The sequence below is a fragment of the Luteibacter sp. 9135 genome, from assembly GCF_000745005.1.
Taxonomy (GTDB): Bacteria; Pseudomonadota; Gammaproteobacteria; order Xanthomonadales; family Rhodanobacteraceae; genus Luteibacter.
In genome coordinates this window covers 1,439,779-1,456,393 of sequence record NZ_JQNB01000001.1, presented here as the reverse complement: position 1 = coordinate 1,456,393, position 16,615 = coordinate 1,439,779, and the positions used below count along the sequence as shown (strand labels likewise).

General features: G+C 67.9%; 14 protein-coding genes. 7 read left to right on the top strand and 7 right to left on the bottom strand.

The window, feature by feature from the left end; genetic code table 11:
- A complete protein-coding gene (locus tag FA89_RS06135) occupies positions 1-1,257 on the bottom strand; it encodes an efflux RND transporter periplasmic adaptor subunit (RefSeq protein WP_036139217.1) in 1,257 nt (418 codons plus the stop codon).
- A gap of 347 nt (positions 1,258-1,604) precedes the next feature.
- Between FA89_RS06135 and FA89_RS06130 the strand changes: the two genes are divergently transcribed.
- The gene (locus FA89_RS06130; protein WP_036143787.1) at positions 1,605-2,102 is read left to right on the top strand and encodes a c-type cytochrome; all 498 of its coding nucleotides are present in this window, start codon (positions 1,605-1,607) and stop codon (positions 2,100-2,102) included.
- On the opposite strand, the gene FA89_RS06125 is transcribed toward FA89_RS06130, so the two are convergent.
- Positions 2,074-2,712, bottom strand: a complete 639-nt coding sequence (locus FA89_RS06125; protein WP_051938573.1) for an acyl carrier protein phosphodiesterase — start codon at positions 2,710-2,712, stop codon at positions 2,074-2,076. The two genes, FA89_RS06130 and FA89_RS06125, sit on opposite strands and share 29 nt — an antisense overlap.
- 48 nt (positions 2,713-2,760) lie before the next feature.
- Here FA89_RS06125 and FA89_RS06120 point away from each other — a divergent pair, with 48 nt between their 5' ends.
- The 4 genes from FA89_RS06120 (at position 2,761) to FA89_RS06105 (ending at position 5,878) form a co-directional block, all read left to right on the top strand.
- On the top strand, positions 2,761-3,459 hold the full coding sequence (locus FA89_RS06120; protein ID WP_036139216.1) for an alpha/beta hydrolase: 699 nt from the start codon (positions 2,761-2,763) through the stop codon (positions 3,457-3,459).
- Positions 3,456-4,571 carry a cell division protein ZapE gene (gene zapE / locus FA89_RS06115; RefSeq protein WP_036139214.1) on the top strand — a complete coding sequence of 372 codons (1,116 nt, stop codon included), beginning with the start codon at positions 3,456-3,458 and terminating at the stop codon, positions 4,569-4,571. The genes FA89_RS06120 and zapE overlap by 4 nt, the downstream gene beginning before the upstream one ends.
- A 90-nt stretch (positions 4,572-4,661) precedes the next feature.
- Positions 4,662-5,102, top strand: a complete 441-nt coding sequence (locus FA89_RS06110; protein WP_036139212.1) for a hypothetical protein — start codon at positions 4,662-4,664, stop codon at positions 5,100-5,102.
- Positions 5,099-5,878 carry an N-acetylmuramoyl-L-alanine amidase gene (locus FA89_RS06105; protein ID WP_036139210.1) on the top strand — a complete coding sequence of 260 codons (780 nt, stop codon included), beginning with the start codon at positions 5,099-5,101 and terminating at the stop codon, positions 5,876-5,878. The genes FA89_RS06110 and FA89_RS06105 overlap by 4 nt, the downstream gene beginning before the upstream one ends.
- Here the strand turns inward: FA89_RS06105 and ltaE are convergent.
- Positions 5,872-6,885, bottom strand: coding sequence for a low-specificity L-threonine aldolase (gene ltaE, locus FA89_RS06100; protein WP_036139207.1), 1,014 nt, complete (start codon positions 6,883-6,885; stop codon positions 5,872-5,874). The genes FA89_RS06105 and ltaE overlap by 7 nt on opposite strands.
- 87 nt (positions 6,886-6,972) lie before the next feature.
- Between ltaE and FA89_RS06095 the strand changes: the two genes are divergently transcribed.
- On the top strand, positions 6,973-7,488 hold the full coding sequence (locus tag FA89_RS06095) for a gluconokinase (RefSeq protein ID WP_036139204.1): 516 nt from the start codon (positions 6,973-6,975) through the stop codon (positions 7,486-7,488).
- A 13-nt stretch (positions 7,489-7,501) separates the two neighbouring features.
- Here FA89_RS06095 and FA89_RS06090 read toward each other — a convergent pair whose 3' ends face one another.
- Positions 7,502-8,290 (bottom strand): AraC family transcriptional regulator, encoded by a 789-nt coding sequence (locus FA89_RS06090; RefSeq protein ID WP_051938572.1) that lies wholly within the window; start codon positions 8,288-8,290, stop codon positions 7,502-7,504.
- Between the two features lie 70 nt (positions 8,291-8,360).
- Between FA89_RS06090 and FA89_RS06085 the strand changes: the two genes are divergently transcribed.
- Complete coding sequence (locus FA89_RS06085) at positions 8,361-9,581, top strand: MFS transporter (RefSeq protein ID WP_036139203.1); 1,221 nt, start codon at positions 8,361-8,363, stop codon at positions 9,579-9,581.
- Positions 9,582-9,634: 53 nt separating this feature from the next.
- Here the strand turns inward: FA89_RS06085 and FA89_RS06080 are convergent, their stop codons facing one another.
- The 3 genes from FA89_RS06080 to FA89_RS06070 form a co-directional block, all read right to left on the bottom strand.
- Positions 9,635-12,094: a membrane-bound PQQ-dependent dehydrogenase, glucose/quinate/shikimate family gene (locus FA89_RS06080; protein WP_036139201.1), complete on the bottom strand. Its 2,460-nt coding sequence runs from the start codon at positions 12,092-12,094 to the stop codon at positions 9,635-9,637.
- A gap of 92 nt (positions 12,095-12,186) precedes the next feature.
- A complete protein-coding gene (locus FA89_RS06075; RefSeq protein ID WP_036139198.1) occupies positions 12,187-13,869 on the bottom strand; it encodes an AMP-binding protein in 1,683 nt (560 codons plus the stop codon).
- 75 nt (positions 13,870-13,944) lie between these two features.
- Complete coding sequence (locus tag FA89_RS06070; protein ID WP_081916369.1) at positions 13,945-16,575, bottom strand: alpha-L-rhamnosidase; 2,631 nt, start codon at positions 16,573-16,575, stop codon at positions 13,945-13,947.
- Between the last annotated feature and the right edge of the window lie 40 nt (positions 16,576-16,615).

Sequence of the window (16,615 nt, the reverse complement as noted above, 5' to 3'; positions counted from 1 at the left end):
TCAGCGGCGACCGCCGCCCTGGCGACCCTGCTGACCGGTCTTGGCCTTCTGCAGCTCGTCCGCCGTGGGCGCGGCGGGCACCTGGCCCGGGGCGAGCGGTTGCACCTTGGAGCCGGGCTTGAGGCGGAACTGGCCCTCGGTGACGATCTTGTCGCCCAGCTTCACGCCCTTGCTCAGCAGCACGTGGCTGTCGCCCACCTCGCTGGCGGTTTCCACCGTCTGCATCTTGACCGTGTTGTCGCCCTGCACGAGGTAGACATAGTCGCCGTCCGGCCCGCGCTGCACCGCCTGCGACGGCACCACCAGGCCGTCCTTCACCGTGCGCACCTTCAGCTGCACGTTGACGAACTGGCCCGGCCACAGCTGGGTCTTGTCGTTGTCGAACAGCGAGCGCAGGCGGAAGGTGCCCGTGGTGGTATCGATGGTGTTGTCGATGACGTCCAGATGACCGGTGGCGATGGGGTGGGCATCGACGCGATCCAGCGCGGAGACCTCCAGCTGCGACAGGCCCTCGCCACCGACGGAGCTGCGCACCATGTCGAGGTTTTTCTCGGGCAGGTAGAACATCACGTAGATGGGATGCAGTTCGGTCAGGGTGACGATGGCGTCCGTGGTGGACACGATGTTGCCCGCATCCACCGAGCGGATGCCCGCCAGGCCGTCGATCGGCGCGATGACCTTGGTGAAGCTCAACTGCACCTGGGCGGCACGAATGGCGGCCTGGTCGGCGTTGGCCGTGGCCGCGGCCTGGTCGAGGCTGTTCTTGAGGTTGTCCAGGTCCTGCTTGGACACGTACTGCTGGCCGCCCTTGCTGACCAGGTTCTGCGAACGGTCGAGGTTGTTCTTCGCCGTGGCCGCGAGCGCCTGGTCCTGCTTGAGTCTCGCCACCGCCTGATCGTAGTTCGACTGGATGGTGCGCGGGTCGATCTCGGCGATCACGTCGCCCTTCTTCACTTCCTGGCCTTCCTGGAAGTTCAGCTTCATCAGCTGGCCGCCGACCTGCGGGCGCACGGTCACCGTGTTGCGCGCCTGCACGGTGCCCAGCGCGGTCAGGTAGACCGGGACATCCTGGCTGACCACGGGAACGACCGTGACCGGCACCGGTGGCTGGTCCTTGCCCTGCCCCTCGCCGTTGGCCTGCGCACTGGCGGTGGCCGAGGAATCGGCTCCCTTGGCCCGGTGGTGGCGAGCGACGAAGAAGCCCGCGATCAGCACGACGACGACGACGGCCAGCGCGATTTTCCAGAAACGCGACATGAAACACTCCCAGGTGGATAGCCGGACGACGGGTCGTTGCCGTCCGTTCGCGCGAAGATAAGGTTCGACGACGACAATATAGGGTTACGGGAACGGCATTGAACAATGCCGGTTGACAGGGGTACAGCATGACTGACGGCATGGTTTGCCCCTCGGGGCCGTGGCCGTCGGCCCGCGAAGGGGCATATCCGGGACCGCTGACACGTGCGGAGGTTCCGTTATACTCGCCCGGTTAGCGCCGCAACGCGGCTTGCAGGCACGCCGGAGCCCGGGGAGGGGGACGGCACACCCAAATCCAGTGGAGTGAATGCGTGAGCGGTTCTCCAAGCAAGTCCGACCAGAACTTCATGCGTCAGTTTTCGCTGCTGACGGCCGGCCTGAGCGTCCTGGCCCTCGTCCTGATGGTGGTGGCCTACATCATCTATAGCCACATTCCCAAGGACCAGGACCCGGCGGTCGCCAAGCGCACCGAAGCACGCATCGCGCCCATCGGGGCGGTCTACGCGGGCGACACCGGCCGCGCCGCCATGCAGGCCGCGCAGGATGCCGCCGCCAAGGCCGCCGCGGCCCAGGTGGCCTACGGTGGCAGCACCGACGGCAAGACCATCTACGACAACCTCTGCCACAGCTGCCACACCGCCGGTGTGGCCGGTGCGCCGAAGCTGGGTGACAAGGCCGCCTGGTCGGCCCGCCTGGCCGAAGGCATCGCCACGCTGACCAAGCACGCGATCGAGGGCTACACCGGCCCCGATGGCAACCACATGCCCGCCAAGGGCGGTAATCCGTCGCTGACGGACGAGCAGGTCACCAACACCGTCAAGTGGATGACCGACCAGGCCAAGTAAGGCCATCCACCGCCGGGGTTCCCGCCGCTCGCTCGGCTACCCAGTGCGCCGCAAAAGCTCGCAACTGCGGGAAGAACCTCTCGAAGGTGGCCTTCAGCACCTCGTCCTCGGCCAGCAGCAGCGGCATGGCCTCGGCCAGGGGATTGGCCCGCGACAGCCGCTGCGAGATACCGCGCAGCGCTTTGCCGATGGCCGCGGCATCCCGGTAACCCGCCGGCAGGTCATTGGCGTCCATGTACCCCAGGAAGCGCTTCAGGGCGTCGGGCAGCAGGGGCCCGGCATCGTGGAGTTCCCTGCGCAGCCCCCTGGCGTATCGATCCAGCGGCTGGTCGGACCAGCGGTCGAAATCGCGCGCCAGGCAGTGGTCGAACCACATGTCCAACAGGATGCCGGCATAGCGCCGGAACGGCGGCGGCATGCGCTCACGGGCGGCGCGCACCTCGGCGTGTGAGTCGGTGAAGCTGTCGATGGCCCGGTGCAGGTAGATGCCCTGCCGCACACCCGGCGGCAGGTGGTCGCCCGGCGTGCCGTGCACGAAGTCGCCCATGGCGCCGCCCAGGCGCAACGCGGTGTCGTTACCCGCCAGCAGCGCGTGCGCAAGCACGTTCACGAGCGCAACCCACCGCGTCGTGAACGGCCACCGGTTATCATGGAGGGCATGAGCGTACTTCTACCTACAGCGCCGGAGCATTTTCCGGACGAGACCCTGAGCTTCGCGCTGGCCGGCCCCGCAGGCAAGCTCGAATGCGAAGCCAAGCCTAGCGACGCGGAACATCGTCGCCATGCCGTTGCCGTCATCTGCCACCCGCTGTCCACCGACGGGGGCAGCATGCACAACAAGGTGGTGACCATGATCGAACGGTCGCTGCGCGAGTCGGGCGTGGACACGGTGATCTTCAATTTCCGCAGCGTCGGCGCGTCCGAGGGCCCTTTCGACAACGGCATCGGCGAGAGCGACGACCTCGCGGCGGTCGTTGCCTGGGCGCGTCGGGCCCGCCCGGGCGCCACGCTGTGGCTGGCCGGGTTCTCCTTCGGCAGTTATGTCACCCTGCGCAATGCCGCACGCCTGGACGCCGGTGCGCTTATCAGCATCGCCCCGCCGGCCGCCGGTCGTGGCTGGGATTTCTCCGACCTGGAGCTCCCCTCCTGCCCGTGGCTGGTGGTGATGGGTGACGCCGACGAGATCGTCGAGCCCCAGGCCGTCTACGACTGGATCGACGGCCTTCCCGAAGACCGTCGGCCACATCTGGTGAGGATGGAAGACACCAGTCACTTCTTCCATCGCCGGCTGATGGATCTGCGCGGCGCGATCAAGAACGCGGTGAAAGACTGGCCGCCGAGGCCGGACGCCGCATGAACTGCACGGCGTTGACACCCGGCGAGCGCTACCGGGACGGCATCGCGGGCCATCGCTGGGAATCGGACCCCGCCCAGTTGCCCGTCATCGCCCAGTTCGACCGCCTGCATGCCGCACTGTGCGCGCCGGCGCCCGTCACGGGGGGCGGTCTGTTCGGCCGCCTGCGCAACATGCTGGCCAGCGAACAGCGGCAGGCGGTGTCGGGACTGTACCTGTGGGGCAGCGTGGGCCGTGGCAAGACCTTCCTGATGGACCTGTTCGTCTCCAGCCTCGCGCCCGGCCTGGCGCTTCGCCGCCATTTCCACCGTTTCATGCTGGAAGTGCACGGCATGCTGCGCGACCTGGGCGAGCGCCAGAACCCCCTGGACGAAGTGGCCGAACGGATCGCACTGAAATGCCGCGTGCTCTGCCTCGACGAGTTCCTCGTCTCCGACATCGGCGACGCGATGATCCTCGCCGGCCTGCTCGACGGCCTGTTCGCGCGCGGCGTCGCGCTGGTCACCACCTCCAACACGCCGCCCCCGGGCCTGTACCGCGACGGCCTGCAGCGTGCCCGCTTCCTGCCCGTCATCGCGGCCATCGAGGCACATTGCGTCGTGCACGAGATGGTCTCGCCGCGCGACTGGCGCCTGCGCGCGCTCAGCCAGGCCTCGGTGTACCTGGTGCCCCCGGGCGTCGAGGCCGAGCTTTCCCTGGCGCGGATCTTTTCCACGCAGGCGCAGGGCGACACGGTGGAAGGGGGCGACATCGCCATCAACGGGCGCGACATTCCCGTGCGCAAGCGCGCCGACACCATCGTCTGGTTCGATTTTGCCGCCCTGTGCGAGGGCCCGCGCGCCGTCGCCGATTACATCGAACTGGCGAAGACGTATCCCACGGTCATCCTGTCCGGCGTGCCGCAGTTCACCGTGTTCACCGAGAACGAGGCCAAGCGTTTCGTGCTGCTGGTCGACGAATTCTACGACCGCCACGTCAAGCTGGTGATCTCGGCCGCTGCGCCGATCACCGAGATCTACGATGGCGCGAAACTGCGTGCGGAATTCGGGCGTACCGAGTCGCGGCTGATCGAGATGCAGAGCGAGGACTACCTTGGGCGTGACCATAAGCCCTGATACGCCGTGGACAGCGACGGCTGGAAGGCCGCATGCTTGCAGCTTCATGCTTTACGGGCGGGCATCCCGCGCCACCTGACGAGGAACGCCATGGACCATTGCGAACTGATTCCGGGTCGCGGCATTCGCCGCGGCGACACCGATATTTTCTTCGGCATGCCACGCAAGAAGCTCCGCGAGGCCCTCGGCTGGAAGGCCGGCGGCGAAGCCCTCTGGGACGACGAGGACGAATACACCGATACCGGCGGCACGGAATGGGTCCGCCTGCGTTTCCTCGACGACAAGCTGTGCGACATCGAGGTCATCGGCGGCACGCTCACCCATGAAGGCATCACGCTTTTCCCCTCCGACATGCCCACGCTGCGCGCCGCCCTGAAGGACGCACACATGGACCTGGAGAAGACCGAATGGCTTTCCGAGGGCCACGATTGCGTCGACCTGCACATCGTCGTCGCCTCGAAGAACGACGTGGGCGACGTGGGCGACGAAATCGAGTGGGTCATCACCAGTAGTGATTTCCGCACCGAATGATCCACCGCAACCGCCTCGCCAGGCACGCCCGCACTCTAGCGGGCGTTTCGCTTGCCCTGCTGCTCACCGCCTGTGCCGGTGCACCGGCCGTCGCGCCGCAACGCAGCGCACTTGCCCACTGGACGCCTTCGCCGAACTTCAACGTGCGCAAGGCGCAGCTGATCGTCCTGCACCACACGTCCATCGGTGATGCCGGTGCGGCGTTGCGTGTGTTGCGCACCCGCAACAGCGAGGGTCCGGTCAGCGCCCACTACCTGGTGGAGATGGACGGGCGTATCGACCAGCTCGTCGACGAGAGCCGGCGTGCCTGGCATGCGGGCGCGGCCCGCTGGGGCGACATGACGGACATCAACTCGTCGTCCATCGGCATCGAGATCGACAACGATGGCGTGTCGGCTTTCACGCCCGCCCAGATTCAGGCGTTGATCGCCCTGCTGGGCGACATCACGTCGCGGCTGGGTATCCCGCGGCAAGCCGTGGTCGGCCATGGCGATATCGCGCCCGGTCGCAAGAACGATCCCAGCGCGCTGTTCCCCTGGGCCACGCTGGCGCGCTACGGCTTCGGCCTGTGGCCCGATGCCACCCTCCTGCCGGCGCCCACGGGCTTCGACAGCCTCGCCGCCATCCGGCTCGTGGGCTACGACGTGTCCAATCCCCGCAACGCCATCATCGCCTTCCATCGCCACTACCGCGGCATGGAGTCGCCCGCGCTGGACGCCACCGATGCGGCCATCCTCTATTCGCTGCAACGCAAACTTATGGCGCCGCGTCAGTAGTCGAAGTCCGCGAACGCGGCAATGGTCCGCTCGACGTCTTCGTCGTCGACGTCCAGATGGGTCACCAGGCGGACCGAAGGCAGGTAACCGATGCTCAGCCGTATACCCGCCCTGGCCATGTGCGCGGCGAGACCCTTCAACCGATCTGCCGGAACGTCGACGAACACCATGTTGGTATGGCAGCCCGTGACGACAAGCCCTGCGACGGCACGCAGCCCATCGGCAAGACGGGCTGCGCGCATGTGATCCTCCGCCAGGCGGGCCACGTGGTGGTCGAGCGCGTACATGCACGCGGCGGCCAGCATGCCGGCCTGGCGCCAGCCGCCGCCCGCGACCTTGCGCCAGCGCCTGGCGCGCTCGATCAACGCAGCGTCGCCGAGCAGCACCGAACCCACCGGCGCCCCCAGGCCCTTGGACAGGCAGACGGACACGCTGTCGAAGCCCGTCGTGACCTCACGGGCGGCCCGGCCATAGGCAATGGCAGCGTTGTAGAGGCGTGCACCGTCGAGGTGCAGGCCGAGATGTCGGCGAGTCGCCAGCTCACGCGCCTGCGCCAGGTAATCGAAGGGGAGCGCGCGGCCATGCCAGGTGTTTTCCAGCGCAAGCAGCCGCGAGCGGGCGAAGTGCGGATCGACCGGCTTGATCGCGGCCTCGACCCGATCCAATGGCAGCGTGCCGTCGGCGGCCTGGGGAATGGGCTGCGGCTGGATCGATCCCAGCACGGCCGCGCCGCCACCTTCGAAACGATAAGTGTGGGCGTCGGCGCCGACGATGTACTCGTCGCCGCGCTCGCAGTGGCTCATCAGCGCGAGCAGGTTGCTCTGCGTTCCGGTCGGCACGAACAGCGCGGCCGCAAACCCCAACTCGCCGGCGAGGCGTTCCTGCAGCGCATTCACCGTGGGGTCTTCCCCATAGACGTCGTCGCCGACCGGTGCGCGCCACATGGCCTCACGCATGGCATCGGAGGGCTGGGTAACGGTATCGCTGCGCAGGTCGACGGTTTTCATGAGCAAGGTACGCAAGGAGATATCGGGCTCCCGATGGTACGCGAGCCGTTCACGAATCCGTAGCCGGCACCGCGGCATCATGGCCGTATGATCACCATCGTCATGGGCGTCTCCGGCAGCGGCAAGAGCACGATCGGCGAAGGCCTGGCCATGCGGCTGGGCCAGCCGTTCGTCGATGCCGATGCGCTTCACCCGCAGGCCAATCGCGACAAGATGGCACGCGGCATTCCCCTCGACGATGCCGACCGCAAACCGTGGCTGGAAGCGATCGTCGCCACGATGGACCAGCACCGGGCCAGCGGCGAGTCGATGGTGCTGGCGTGCTCGGCCCTGAAGCATCGCTATCGCGATGTCCTTCGCGGGACGCATGGCGATGTGCGCTTCGTCTACCTGCACGCATCCCGCGCCCTGCTGGCCGAGCGCCTCGGCCACCGCAGTGGCCACTTCTTCGATCCGACCCTGCTGGACAGCCAGCTGGCGACGCTGGAAGAACCCTCGCGGGAAGAAGCCCTGTGGGTCGACGTGGGCCTGCCGCCCGCCGAGGCCATCGAAGGCGTGATCCGGTCGGGATGCGACAGCGGCGCGGGCGCCATCGGCCGATGAGCCGGCCCGGCCTTCAGGCGCGGTAGAAGGTCGGCGGCCTGCCGAGCGCACGGCGGAACATCGTCGAGAAACTCGCCGGACTTTCGTAGCCCAGGTCCAGCGCCACGGCGGTAACGGCCTCGCCTGCGCCGAGCCGGGGCAGCGCGGCCAGCAGGCACGCCTGCTGTCGCCACTGCGCGAAACTCATCCCCGTCTCGCGACGGAACAGCCGGGTGAAGCTGCGCCGATGCATGCCGAGCCCGGCAGCCCAGTGGTCGATGCTCTCCGTCATGCGCGGCTGCTCCAGGAAGTGCGAGCAACGTGAGGCGAGTCGCCGATCGGTCGGCAAGGGCAGCGCCAGCGGGATGGTCGCGGCGCGCGCCACCTCGGCCACCAGCAGTGCCATCAGCATGCCATCCCGACCGTCGAAGTCGTACGCCGGGGGAACGTCCACCGCGGCGACCAGCAGCGCGCGCAACAACGGGGATACGGCAATCACGCGGCACGTATCACCCAGCGGCTCGGCGACCACGCGGTCGACATACACGCTGCGCGTGCTGACCGTACCGATCATCCGGACGGCATGGGGCGTGGTCGCCGGAATCCACACGGCACGCTCCGAGGGGGCCAGCCACGACCCCTGCGGCGTGGTGACAGCCAGCGTGCCCGTGGAGGCATAGAGCAGCTGGCCGCGCCGATGGCGATGCGCCTGCAGTTCGTACGACGACGGGTAGTCGTGGCCCCGGGACAGGACGGGGCGCGATGCCTCGTCGTGGAAGTCCCGATAGGGAATGTGCGGATTGTCCCGATCTCCACTATCCATGACCCATATCCTAGCGCGGGCCACCGGGATGGCGTGTTCTCATGGCGTTTCCCTGTTCCCAGGACCGCCCATGCAAGCGCCTGCCCGTGCCGCGTCGACCTCGCCGCGCACCGATCCGACCGTCTACGGCGTCATCTTCGCCATCAGCTTCTGCCACCTGCTCAACGACATGATGCAGTCGCTGCTGCCCGCCATCTATCCGGGCCTGAAGGCCGGTTTCCACCTGGACTTCGGCCAGATCGGCCTGATCACCCTCACCTACCAGATCACCGCCTCGATCCTGCAGCCGCTGGTGGGCCTCTATGCCGACCGCCGGCCGACACCCATGGCACTGCCCGGCGGCACGCTGTTCTCCCTCGCCGGGCTGCTGGTGTTGTCCGCGGCGCACACGTACCCGATGCTGCTCGTCGGTGCCGGGTTGCTCGGCATGGGTTCATCGGTGTTCCACCCGGAGTCGTCGCGGGTGGCCCGGATGGCCTCGGGCGGACGCCATGGGCTGGCGCAGTCGCTGTTCCAGGTGGGCGGCAACGCGGGACAGGCGCTGGGGCCCCTGGCAGCGGCGATCGTCGTGGTGCGCTGGGGTCAGTCGAGCCTGGCCTTCTTCGCGCTGCTGGCCCTGCTTTCCGGTGTCGTACTGTGGAATGTCGGGCAGTGGTACCGGCACCACGGACTGTCGCGCCTGACGGCCGGCGGGCGCACGCCCACATCGATCGCCGCGAGTAGCGCGGATGCGCGGCGGGGTATCGCCGTGCTGCTGGCACTCATCTTTTCCAAGTACGTTTACCTGGCCAGCCTGACCAGCTACTTCACCTTCTACCTGATCCACCGTTTCAACGTGTCCGTGCAGAACGCGCAGCTGCACCTCTTCGTGTTTCTGGCCGCGGTGGCGGCGGGCACGTTGCTGGGCGGCCCGTTGGGCGATCGCTTCGGGCGCAAGCGGGTCATCTGGTTCTCCATCCTGGGCACCCTGCCCTTCACGCTGCTGCTGCCACACGCCAGCCTGTTCTGGACCGCGCCGCTCACCGTGGCGATCGGGCTGATCCTGGCGTCGGCGTTTCCGGCGATCGTGGTGTTCGCGCAGGAACTGGTACCGGGCAAGGTCGGCATGATCTCCGGCCTGTTCTTCGGCTTTTCGTTCGGGATGGGTGGCCTCGGCGCGGCCGGGCTGGGCGAACTGGCCGACCATATCGGCATCGAGGCGGTCTACAGGATCTGCGCGTTCCTGCCGCTGATCGGCCTGCTGGCGGCCTTCCTGCCGGACCCGCGGAAAGCGAGCGCCACCACGGCGTGAGGCGATGCATCGGTCGCTATCGAACAGATAGCGGCCGATGCATCGACACGGGGTTACTTGGGCAGCGCGTAGGCGATGACCCAATCGCCCTGCTTCGTACCGAGCGAACCGTGACCGCCGGCGACTACCAGCAGGTACTGGCGACCGCTGCTGTCGGCATAGGTCATCGGCGTGGCCTGGCCACCGGCGGGCAGGCGCGACTCCCACAGCTTCTTGCCGGTGCGCACGTCGTAGCCGCGCACGTAGTAGTCCAGCGTGCCACTGAGGAAGGTCACGCCGCCTGCGGTGGTCACCATGCCGCCCAGGCTAGGCACGCCCAGCGGCATGGGGATCGGCAGCGGTGCGCTGTCGACGATCGTGCCGTTCTTGTGGCGCCACATCATCTTGCCACTGCGCAGGTCGACGCCGGCGACATAGCCCCACGGCGGTGCCTGGCACGGAATACCCAACGGCGACAGAAACGCCGAGAGCTCGATGCCGTAGGGAATGCCCTTGGCCTGCTTGACGCCTTCGGTCTCGCTCTTGGCCGGGCCCAGTTCCATCTTGGCCAGTTCTTCCTTGGGAATCAGCTTGGACTGGAAGGCCATGTAGCTGGGATTGATCAACATCAGCTGCCGCGTCGGGTCGACCGACACGCCGCCCCAGTCGAACACGCCGAAGTTGCCCGGGAACACCAGCGAGCCCTGCAGCGACGGCGGCGTGAACATGCCCTCGTAGCGCAGCGAGCGGAAGCGCACGCGGCACCAGAGCTGGTCCAGCGGAGTGGTACCCCACATATCCTGCTCGCGCACCTGCGGTGGGGCGAAGTTGAGGTCGGACAGCGGCTGGGTCGCCGCGGTGTGGTCGCCCGGCACCGCACCCTGCGGACGCGGCACTTCCTGGATCGGCACGATCGGCGTGCCGTCGCGGCGGTCGAGCACGTAGATGCTGCCCTGCTTGGTCGAGGCGACCACGGCCGGCTTCATGCCATCGGCCGTCTGCAGGTCGACCAGGGTCGGCTGGCCGCCCACGTCCATGTCCCACAGATCGTGATGGGTGAACTGGTAGTTCCACTTCACCTTGCCCGTGGCGACGTCGAGGGCGACAAGCCCGGCGCTGTATTTTTCCGACGTGGGGGTGCGACCGCCGCCGAACTGGTCCGGCGTCTGGTTACCCATCGGCAGGTACACGATGCCCAGGCCTTCATCGACGCTGAAGAGCGACCAGACGTTGGGCGAGTTGCGCGTGTAGACGCCATCCGGACCGATCGGCGTGGTGTCGTCGGGCTTGCCCGGGTCCCAGTTCCAGACCAGGTGGCCATCATGCACGTCGAAGGCACGGATCACGCCGGACGGCTCGTTGGTCGATTCGTTGTCGGTGACATGGCCACCGATGATGACCAGGTCCTTGGTGACCGCAGGCGGCGAGGTGGAGTAGTAGCCGCCCGGGGTGAAGGGGCCGACGTTGGCGCGGAGGTTGACCGTGCCACCCTGGCCGAAGTCGCCGCAGGGCTGGCCGTTGTCCGCATTCAGCGCGATAAGGCGGGCATCGGCGGTGGGCAGGAACAGGCGGCGGGGGCAGGTGGCGGTGGCGATGGCCGACGGGGGCAGCGGCGCCGTCGACGCGACCGCGGGAACGCCCGCCGCCGTGGTGGCCGGGGCCGGGATCACGGCCGCCGCATAGCGGGCATCGTCGTGGTACGACACGCCTCGGCAGGTCATGTGTTCCCAGTGCTTGAAGCCGACCGGGCTCTGGATCTTCGGATCGAATTCCCAGCGTTTTTCACCGGTGGCGGCGTTCACCGCGATCACCTTGCTGTGCGGCGTGCACAGGTATACGGTGTCGCCGATCTTCAGCGGGGTGTTCTCGGAGGTGGTCTCGGTCGGATCGTCCGGGCCCGGGCGATCGCCGGTCTGAATCTTCCAGGCGACCTGCAGCTGGCCGACGTTGTCGGGAGTGATCTGGGTCAGCGGCGAATAGCGCTGGCCGTAGGGCGAGCCGCCGTAATCGGTCCAGTCGCCGTCCGGCCGCGCGGCGCGGTCGCCCTGCGGTCCGGACACATCGGCCATGGGCAGTTCGCCAGGCATGTCGTTGGATACATGCATCGCGCCGACGATGCCGACGACGGCCACGATGAGCAGCGATACGAAGAGGAAGCCGCCGCCGGTACCACGCGAACGGCCATCGAAGCGCTCACGGCCGAGCCCGCGACGCGGCCAGGGCAGCAGCAGCCAGAGGCCGAGCGCAAACCAGATATCCAGGCGGGGCAGCAGCTGCCACCAGTCCCAGCGCACTTCCCACACGGCCCAGCCCGCAGTCGCGATCAGCAGCAACGCGTAGATCGGCACGGCGAGGCGCACGCGGAACAGCAGCAGGGCCGCCACGAGCAGGGTGACCGCACCGGATGCGAGGTAATAGACAGAGCCGCCCTCACCGAAGAGTCGGATGCCGCCCAACAGCATGACGGTGCCCCAGAGGGCAAAGACCAGCGCGCTGAACAGCGTCGCCGGGTGGTATCTCCTGACTCGATTCATCCGAACTCACTCAATTGGCGTGGGTCCTCCCCCAACCCTTAGGGTCGTGCAGCGGCCGTGAATCCGAGGTGCAGGTAGCGCCCTGCATGCCCCTACGAAGCCGTGGTCGCCGCGCCCCGTTCAGCCAACATGGCCTCGCGCATGAGGTATTTCTGCACCTTGCCGGTGACCGTCATGGGGAACGCATCGACGAAGCGCACGTAGTGCGGCACCTTGAAGTACGCCAGGTGCTTGCGGCAGTAATCCTGTATCGAGGCAGCCGTCGCCGGCGATCCCCCACGCAGGCGGATCCATGCGCATACCTGCTCGCCCAGCCGCGCATCGGGCACGCCGAACACCTGTACGTCCTGGATGTCAGGGTGGCCGTAGAGGAATTCCTCGATCTCGCGCGGGTAGATGTTCTCGCCGCCGCGGATGATCATATCCTTCAGCCGGCCCACGATGGTGCAATAGCCCTCGTCGTCCAGCGTCGCCAGGTCGCCGGTGTGCATCCAGCGCGCGGCATCCAGCGCCGCCTGGCTGGCCGGCTCGTCACCCCAGTAGCCGCGCATCACCGAGTAACCCCGCGTCAGCAGTTCGCCCGTGGTGCCACGCGGCACTACCCTGCCCTGCTCGTCGACGATCTTGACCTCCACGTGCGGATGCACGCGGCCCACCGTGGCCACCCGCCGGTCCAGCGGATCGTCGGGGATGGTCTGGAAGCTGACGGGGCTGGTCTCGGTCATGCCGTAGGCGATGGTCACCTCGCTCATGTGCATCTCGCGCACCACGCGGCGCATGACCTCGATGGGGCAGGGCGACCCGGCCATGATGCCGGTGCGCAGCGAGCCGAGGTCGAACTCGTGGAACCGTGGATGTTCCAGCTCGGCGATGAACATGGTGGGCACGCCGTGCAGGCCGGTACATCGCTCCTCGGCCACCGTCTGCAGCGTGGCCAGCGCATCGAAGCCCTCGCCCGGAATGACCATGCACGCGCCGTGCGTCACGCAGGCCAGGTTGCCCAGCACCATGCCGAAGCAGTGGTAGAACGGCACCGGGATGCACAGACGATCCTCCTCGGTCAGGCGCATGGCCTCGCCGATGAAGAACCCGTTGTTGACGATGTTGTGATGGGTGAGCGTGGCGCCCTTGGGCGCGCCGGTGGTACCGGAGGTGAACTGGATGTTCACCGGGTCGTCGAAACCGAGCGCCGGCTCGATCGCCGCCAGCCGCGCACGCGCCGCGTCGTCCGCCCGCAGGTCCGCCCAGCGCAGGGCGCCGGGCGCGGCCTCGTCGTCCAGCAGGATCACGTGGCGCAGGTCGGGCAGGGCCGCGGCGCGGAGCCCGCCGGGAATCGCCGTGGCCATCTCCGGCGCCAGCCCCGCCAGGATATCCAGGTAATGGGAGCTACGGAACACCCGGGGCAGGATCAGGGAGCGGCAACCCACCTTGTTGAGCGAGTAGGCCAGCTCGTGCGAGCGGTAGGCCGGGTTGATGTTGACCAGGACCAGGCCCGCCTTGGGCACGGCGAACTGCGCGACGACCCACTCCGCCCGGTTGGGCGCCCAGATGCCGACGCGGTCGCCCGGTTCCAGGCCGAGCGCTAGCAAGCCGGCGGCCACGCGGCTCACCTCGTCATGGAACGCGCGGTAGTCCCAGCGCACGCCTTGCTGGCGAACCACCAGTGCCGGCCGCTCCGGCCAGCGGGCGACGACGCGATCGAGCATCGCGCCGACGGTCTCGCCCAGCAGCGGCGTGGCGCTGGCGCCGTGGACATAGCTGGGGTTGGATGCCATGGGAGTCTCCCGGTGGTGACGTGAGCCAAACCATAACCTACCCGCGCGTCGGCATACCCAGGTGGCACGGGATGATCAAGGCGCGACCATCCGGTGCCGCCCCGAACCGAGCACCACGTCGGGGCGCCCGGGCAAGGTCACCACGGCTTCGGCACCCACGGGCACGCGCACGTCGAGGATCAGCGTTCCGCCTTCCTTGTGCCAGGCCACCGCGGCCTCGCCGTAGGGCGTCATGACCGAGGCCGATGCGTGCGCCAGCCATGCAGTGAGCGCGGGCCGCACTCCGATACGTCGCCAGCCCGGCGCCAGCGGGCGCAGGCCAGCCACGTCACCGAACAGCCAGTCGTCCACGGTGCCGAGGAAATAGTGCCCACGCGATCGCGAGGCCGGCTTCCAGTGTTCCCACAGGCTGGTGGCGCCGCTGGCGCGCCAGAAACCCCAGCTCGGGAAGGTAGTCTGGGTGGCGATACGCCAGGCCTCGTCCGCGTGTCCCGTGGCTGTCAGCACGGGAAGGATCGTTTTGGTCGCGAGCGCTCCGGTGTCGAGATGGTCGCCACGTACCCTGGCATCGTCGGCGATGCCTGCCGCGATGCGATCGCGCAGCTCGTCCGGGACGAGATCGAACCACAGCGCCAGCAGGGCATGGGCCTGGCGATAACCACGATCGCCCATGCCACGATAGCGACCCGCGGCACGATCGAGGAACCGGGCGTTGAACGCCTCGCGCACCCGGGCGGCCCTCGCTTCGAACGCGTCGGCAGCGGCCGGCCGGTCGAGCAGGCGATACATCCGGGCCACGGTGCGCTCCATGCCATACAGGTAGGCGGTGGCGGCGATGCGCTTGTCCTCCGGCGCGTTCTCACCGCCGGGGTCGGTTTCCGGGCTGACCCAGTCGCCCAGCTCCGTGTCGGCCACCCCGCCGGGGGAGCGTGCATCCTCCATGGCTACGTAACGCGCCATGCCGGCCAGGTGCTCCTCGATCGGCCGGCGGTCGCCCGCATGCATCCACAACGACCAGGGCACGAACACATACGCCGCGTGCCAGGTGGGCGCTCGGACATGGCCCCATCCCGGATTGGGCGCGATCAGCCACGGCGCGCCGTCCGCGCCACGAGTGTCGGCAATGTCGCGCACCCATTTGGCCAGTAGGCGGTCGGTATCCAGGTTGCGCAGGAACATGTCCGCCCCGAGCATGCCGTCGCCGGTCCAGCCGTTCTTCTCGTACATCGGGGTATCGGTGGGAATGCCGTGCAGGTTGTTGAGCAGGGTGTCCACCGCCGCGCGATGGATCCAGTCGAGCAAGGCATCGCTGCTGTCGAACCGGCTGGTCTCGGCGACGTCGGTGTGCACGACCTGCGCCGTGACCGCGTCGATCGGCGGCTTCGTACCCGGCCATCCATCCACCTGCACGTAGCGAAAGCCCTTGTACGAGAAACGTGGATGCCAGCGTGTGCGTACGCCTGCCAGCACCAACCGGTCGGTCTGGAAGCCGTTGCGGAAATAGTGGTGCTCGTCGCGAGCGTCCACGGTGCCGTCGGGCATCAGCTTCTCGCCGTAGTGCGCGACGACCGTGGTACCCGCCGGCCCGCTGACGTCGAAGGTGGCCCACCCGGCGATGACGCGCGGAAAGGCGAACACATACGTGCCCGGGCGCGGCTCGGTCACCGCCGTGGCCTTCAGCGTGGCCACCGCGCGGATCGGTTGCTCCGTCTGCGCGACCAGGGTGCCTTTGGGTGCGGGAAGCTCGCTGGCTGCACGCCATGCCGCCGGCGCCGTGGCACGCGCATCGAATGTCTCACCGCCGTAGAGGTCGTCGAGTCGCGTGGGTCCGTCGGCGAGCTGCCAGTCACGGTCGCTGACGATGTCCTGTCGCCGCCCATCGGCGTACCGGATGCGCAGCAGCGCGCGGAGGCGCGGCTGGCCATGCCAGGGCGCTTTTTCCCAGTGCCAGACATTCGGATTGGTCATGCCGTAGAAGCCGCGCCCGAGTTCGGCGCCCAGCACGTGATCGCCCGGCGACAGCGGTACATCGGTGGCCACCACTTCCACCCGCTTGTCGTAATCGGTGAAGCCTGGCGACAGCACGGCATCGCTCACGGGCCGGCCGTCGATGGACATGTCCGCGTAGCCACCCGCGGCAACGTATAACGTGGCACGCGTCGCGTCGGTATCCACATGGAATGCACGGCGCAACAGCGGTGCCGGCAGGCTGTCCGCCTTGGCCTTGCCGATCCAGCGCGCCCCGTGCCATCCGCGCTCGTCCAACGCGGTATCGAAGTGCGACGCGACATGGCCTTCGCCATCCGTGGTGTCGACATCGGCATGCCACTCGTAGCGCTCGCCTGGCAAAAGGGCTGGCCCCGCGTAATCGATATCGAACGAGGCCGGTGAACGCACCGAGCCGCTATCCCACACCACCTTACCCACATGAGTCACCACGAGGTGATAGCCGGTCTGCACGGTGTCCTGCCGATCGCTGTCGATGACCCAGGCGAAGCGGGGTACAGGCGTATCAACGTAGGTCGGCGTGTCGGTGCGCTCGGTCCGGGGTGTGTGCACCACGACCGCGGCATCGGCGATCGGCGCGAAGCAAGCCAGCAGGAGGGCGAGCCGGTGAAGTGCGTGCAAGGGGCAGGCCTCGGTACGACGACGGGTGAGCATATCGCGGAAAGGGAAACCCGAACTGACACCGTGTGGACGGCGCATGGACGTCCGTGACCGTAAACCTTGTGGCTCCCCATCCCGA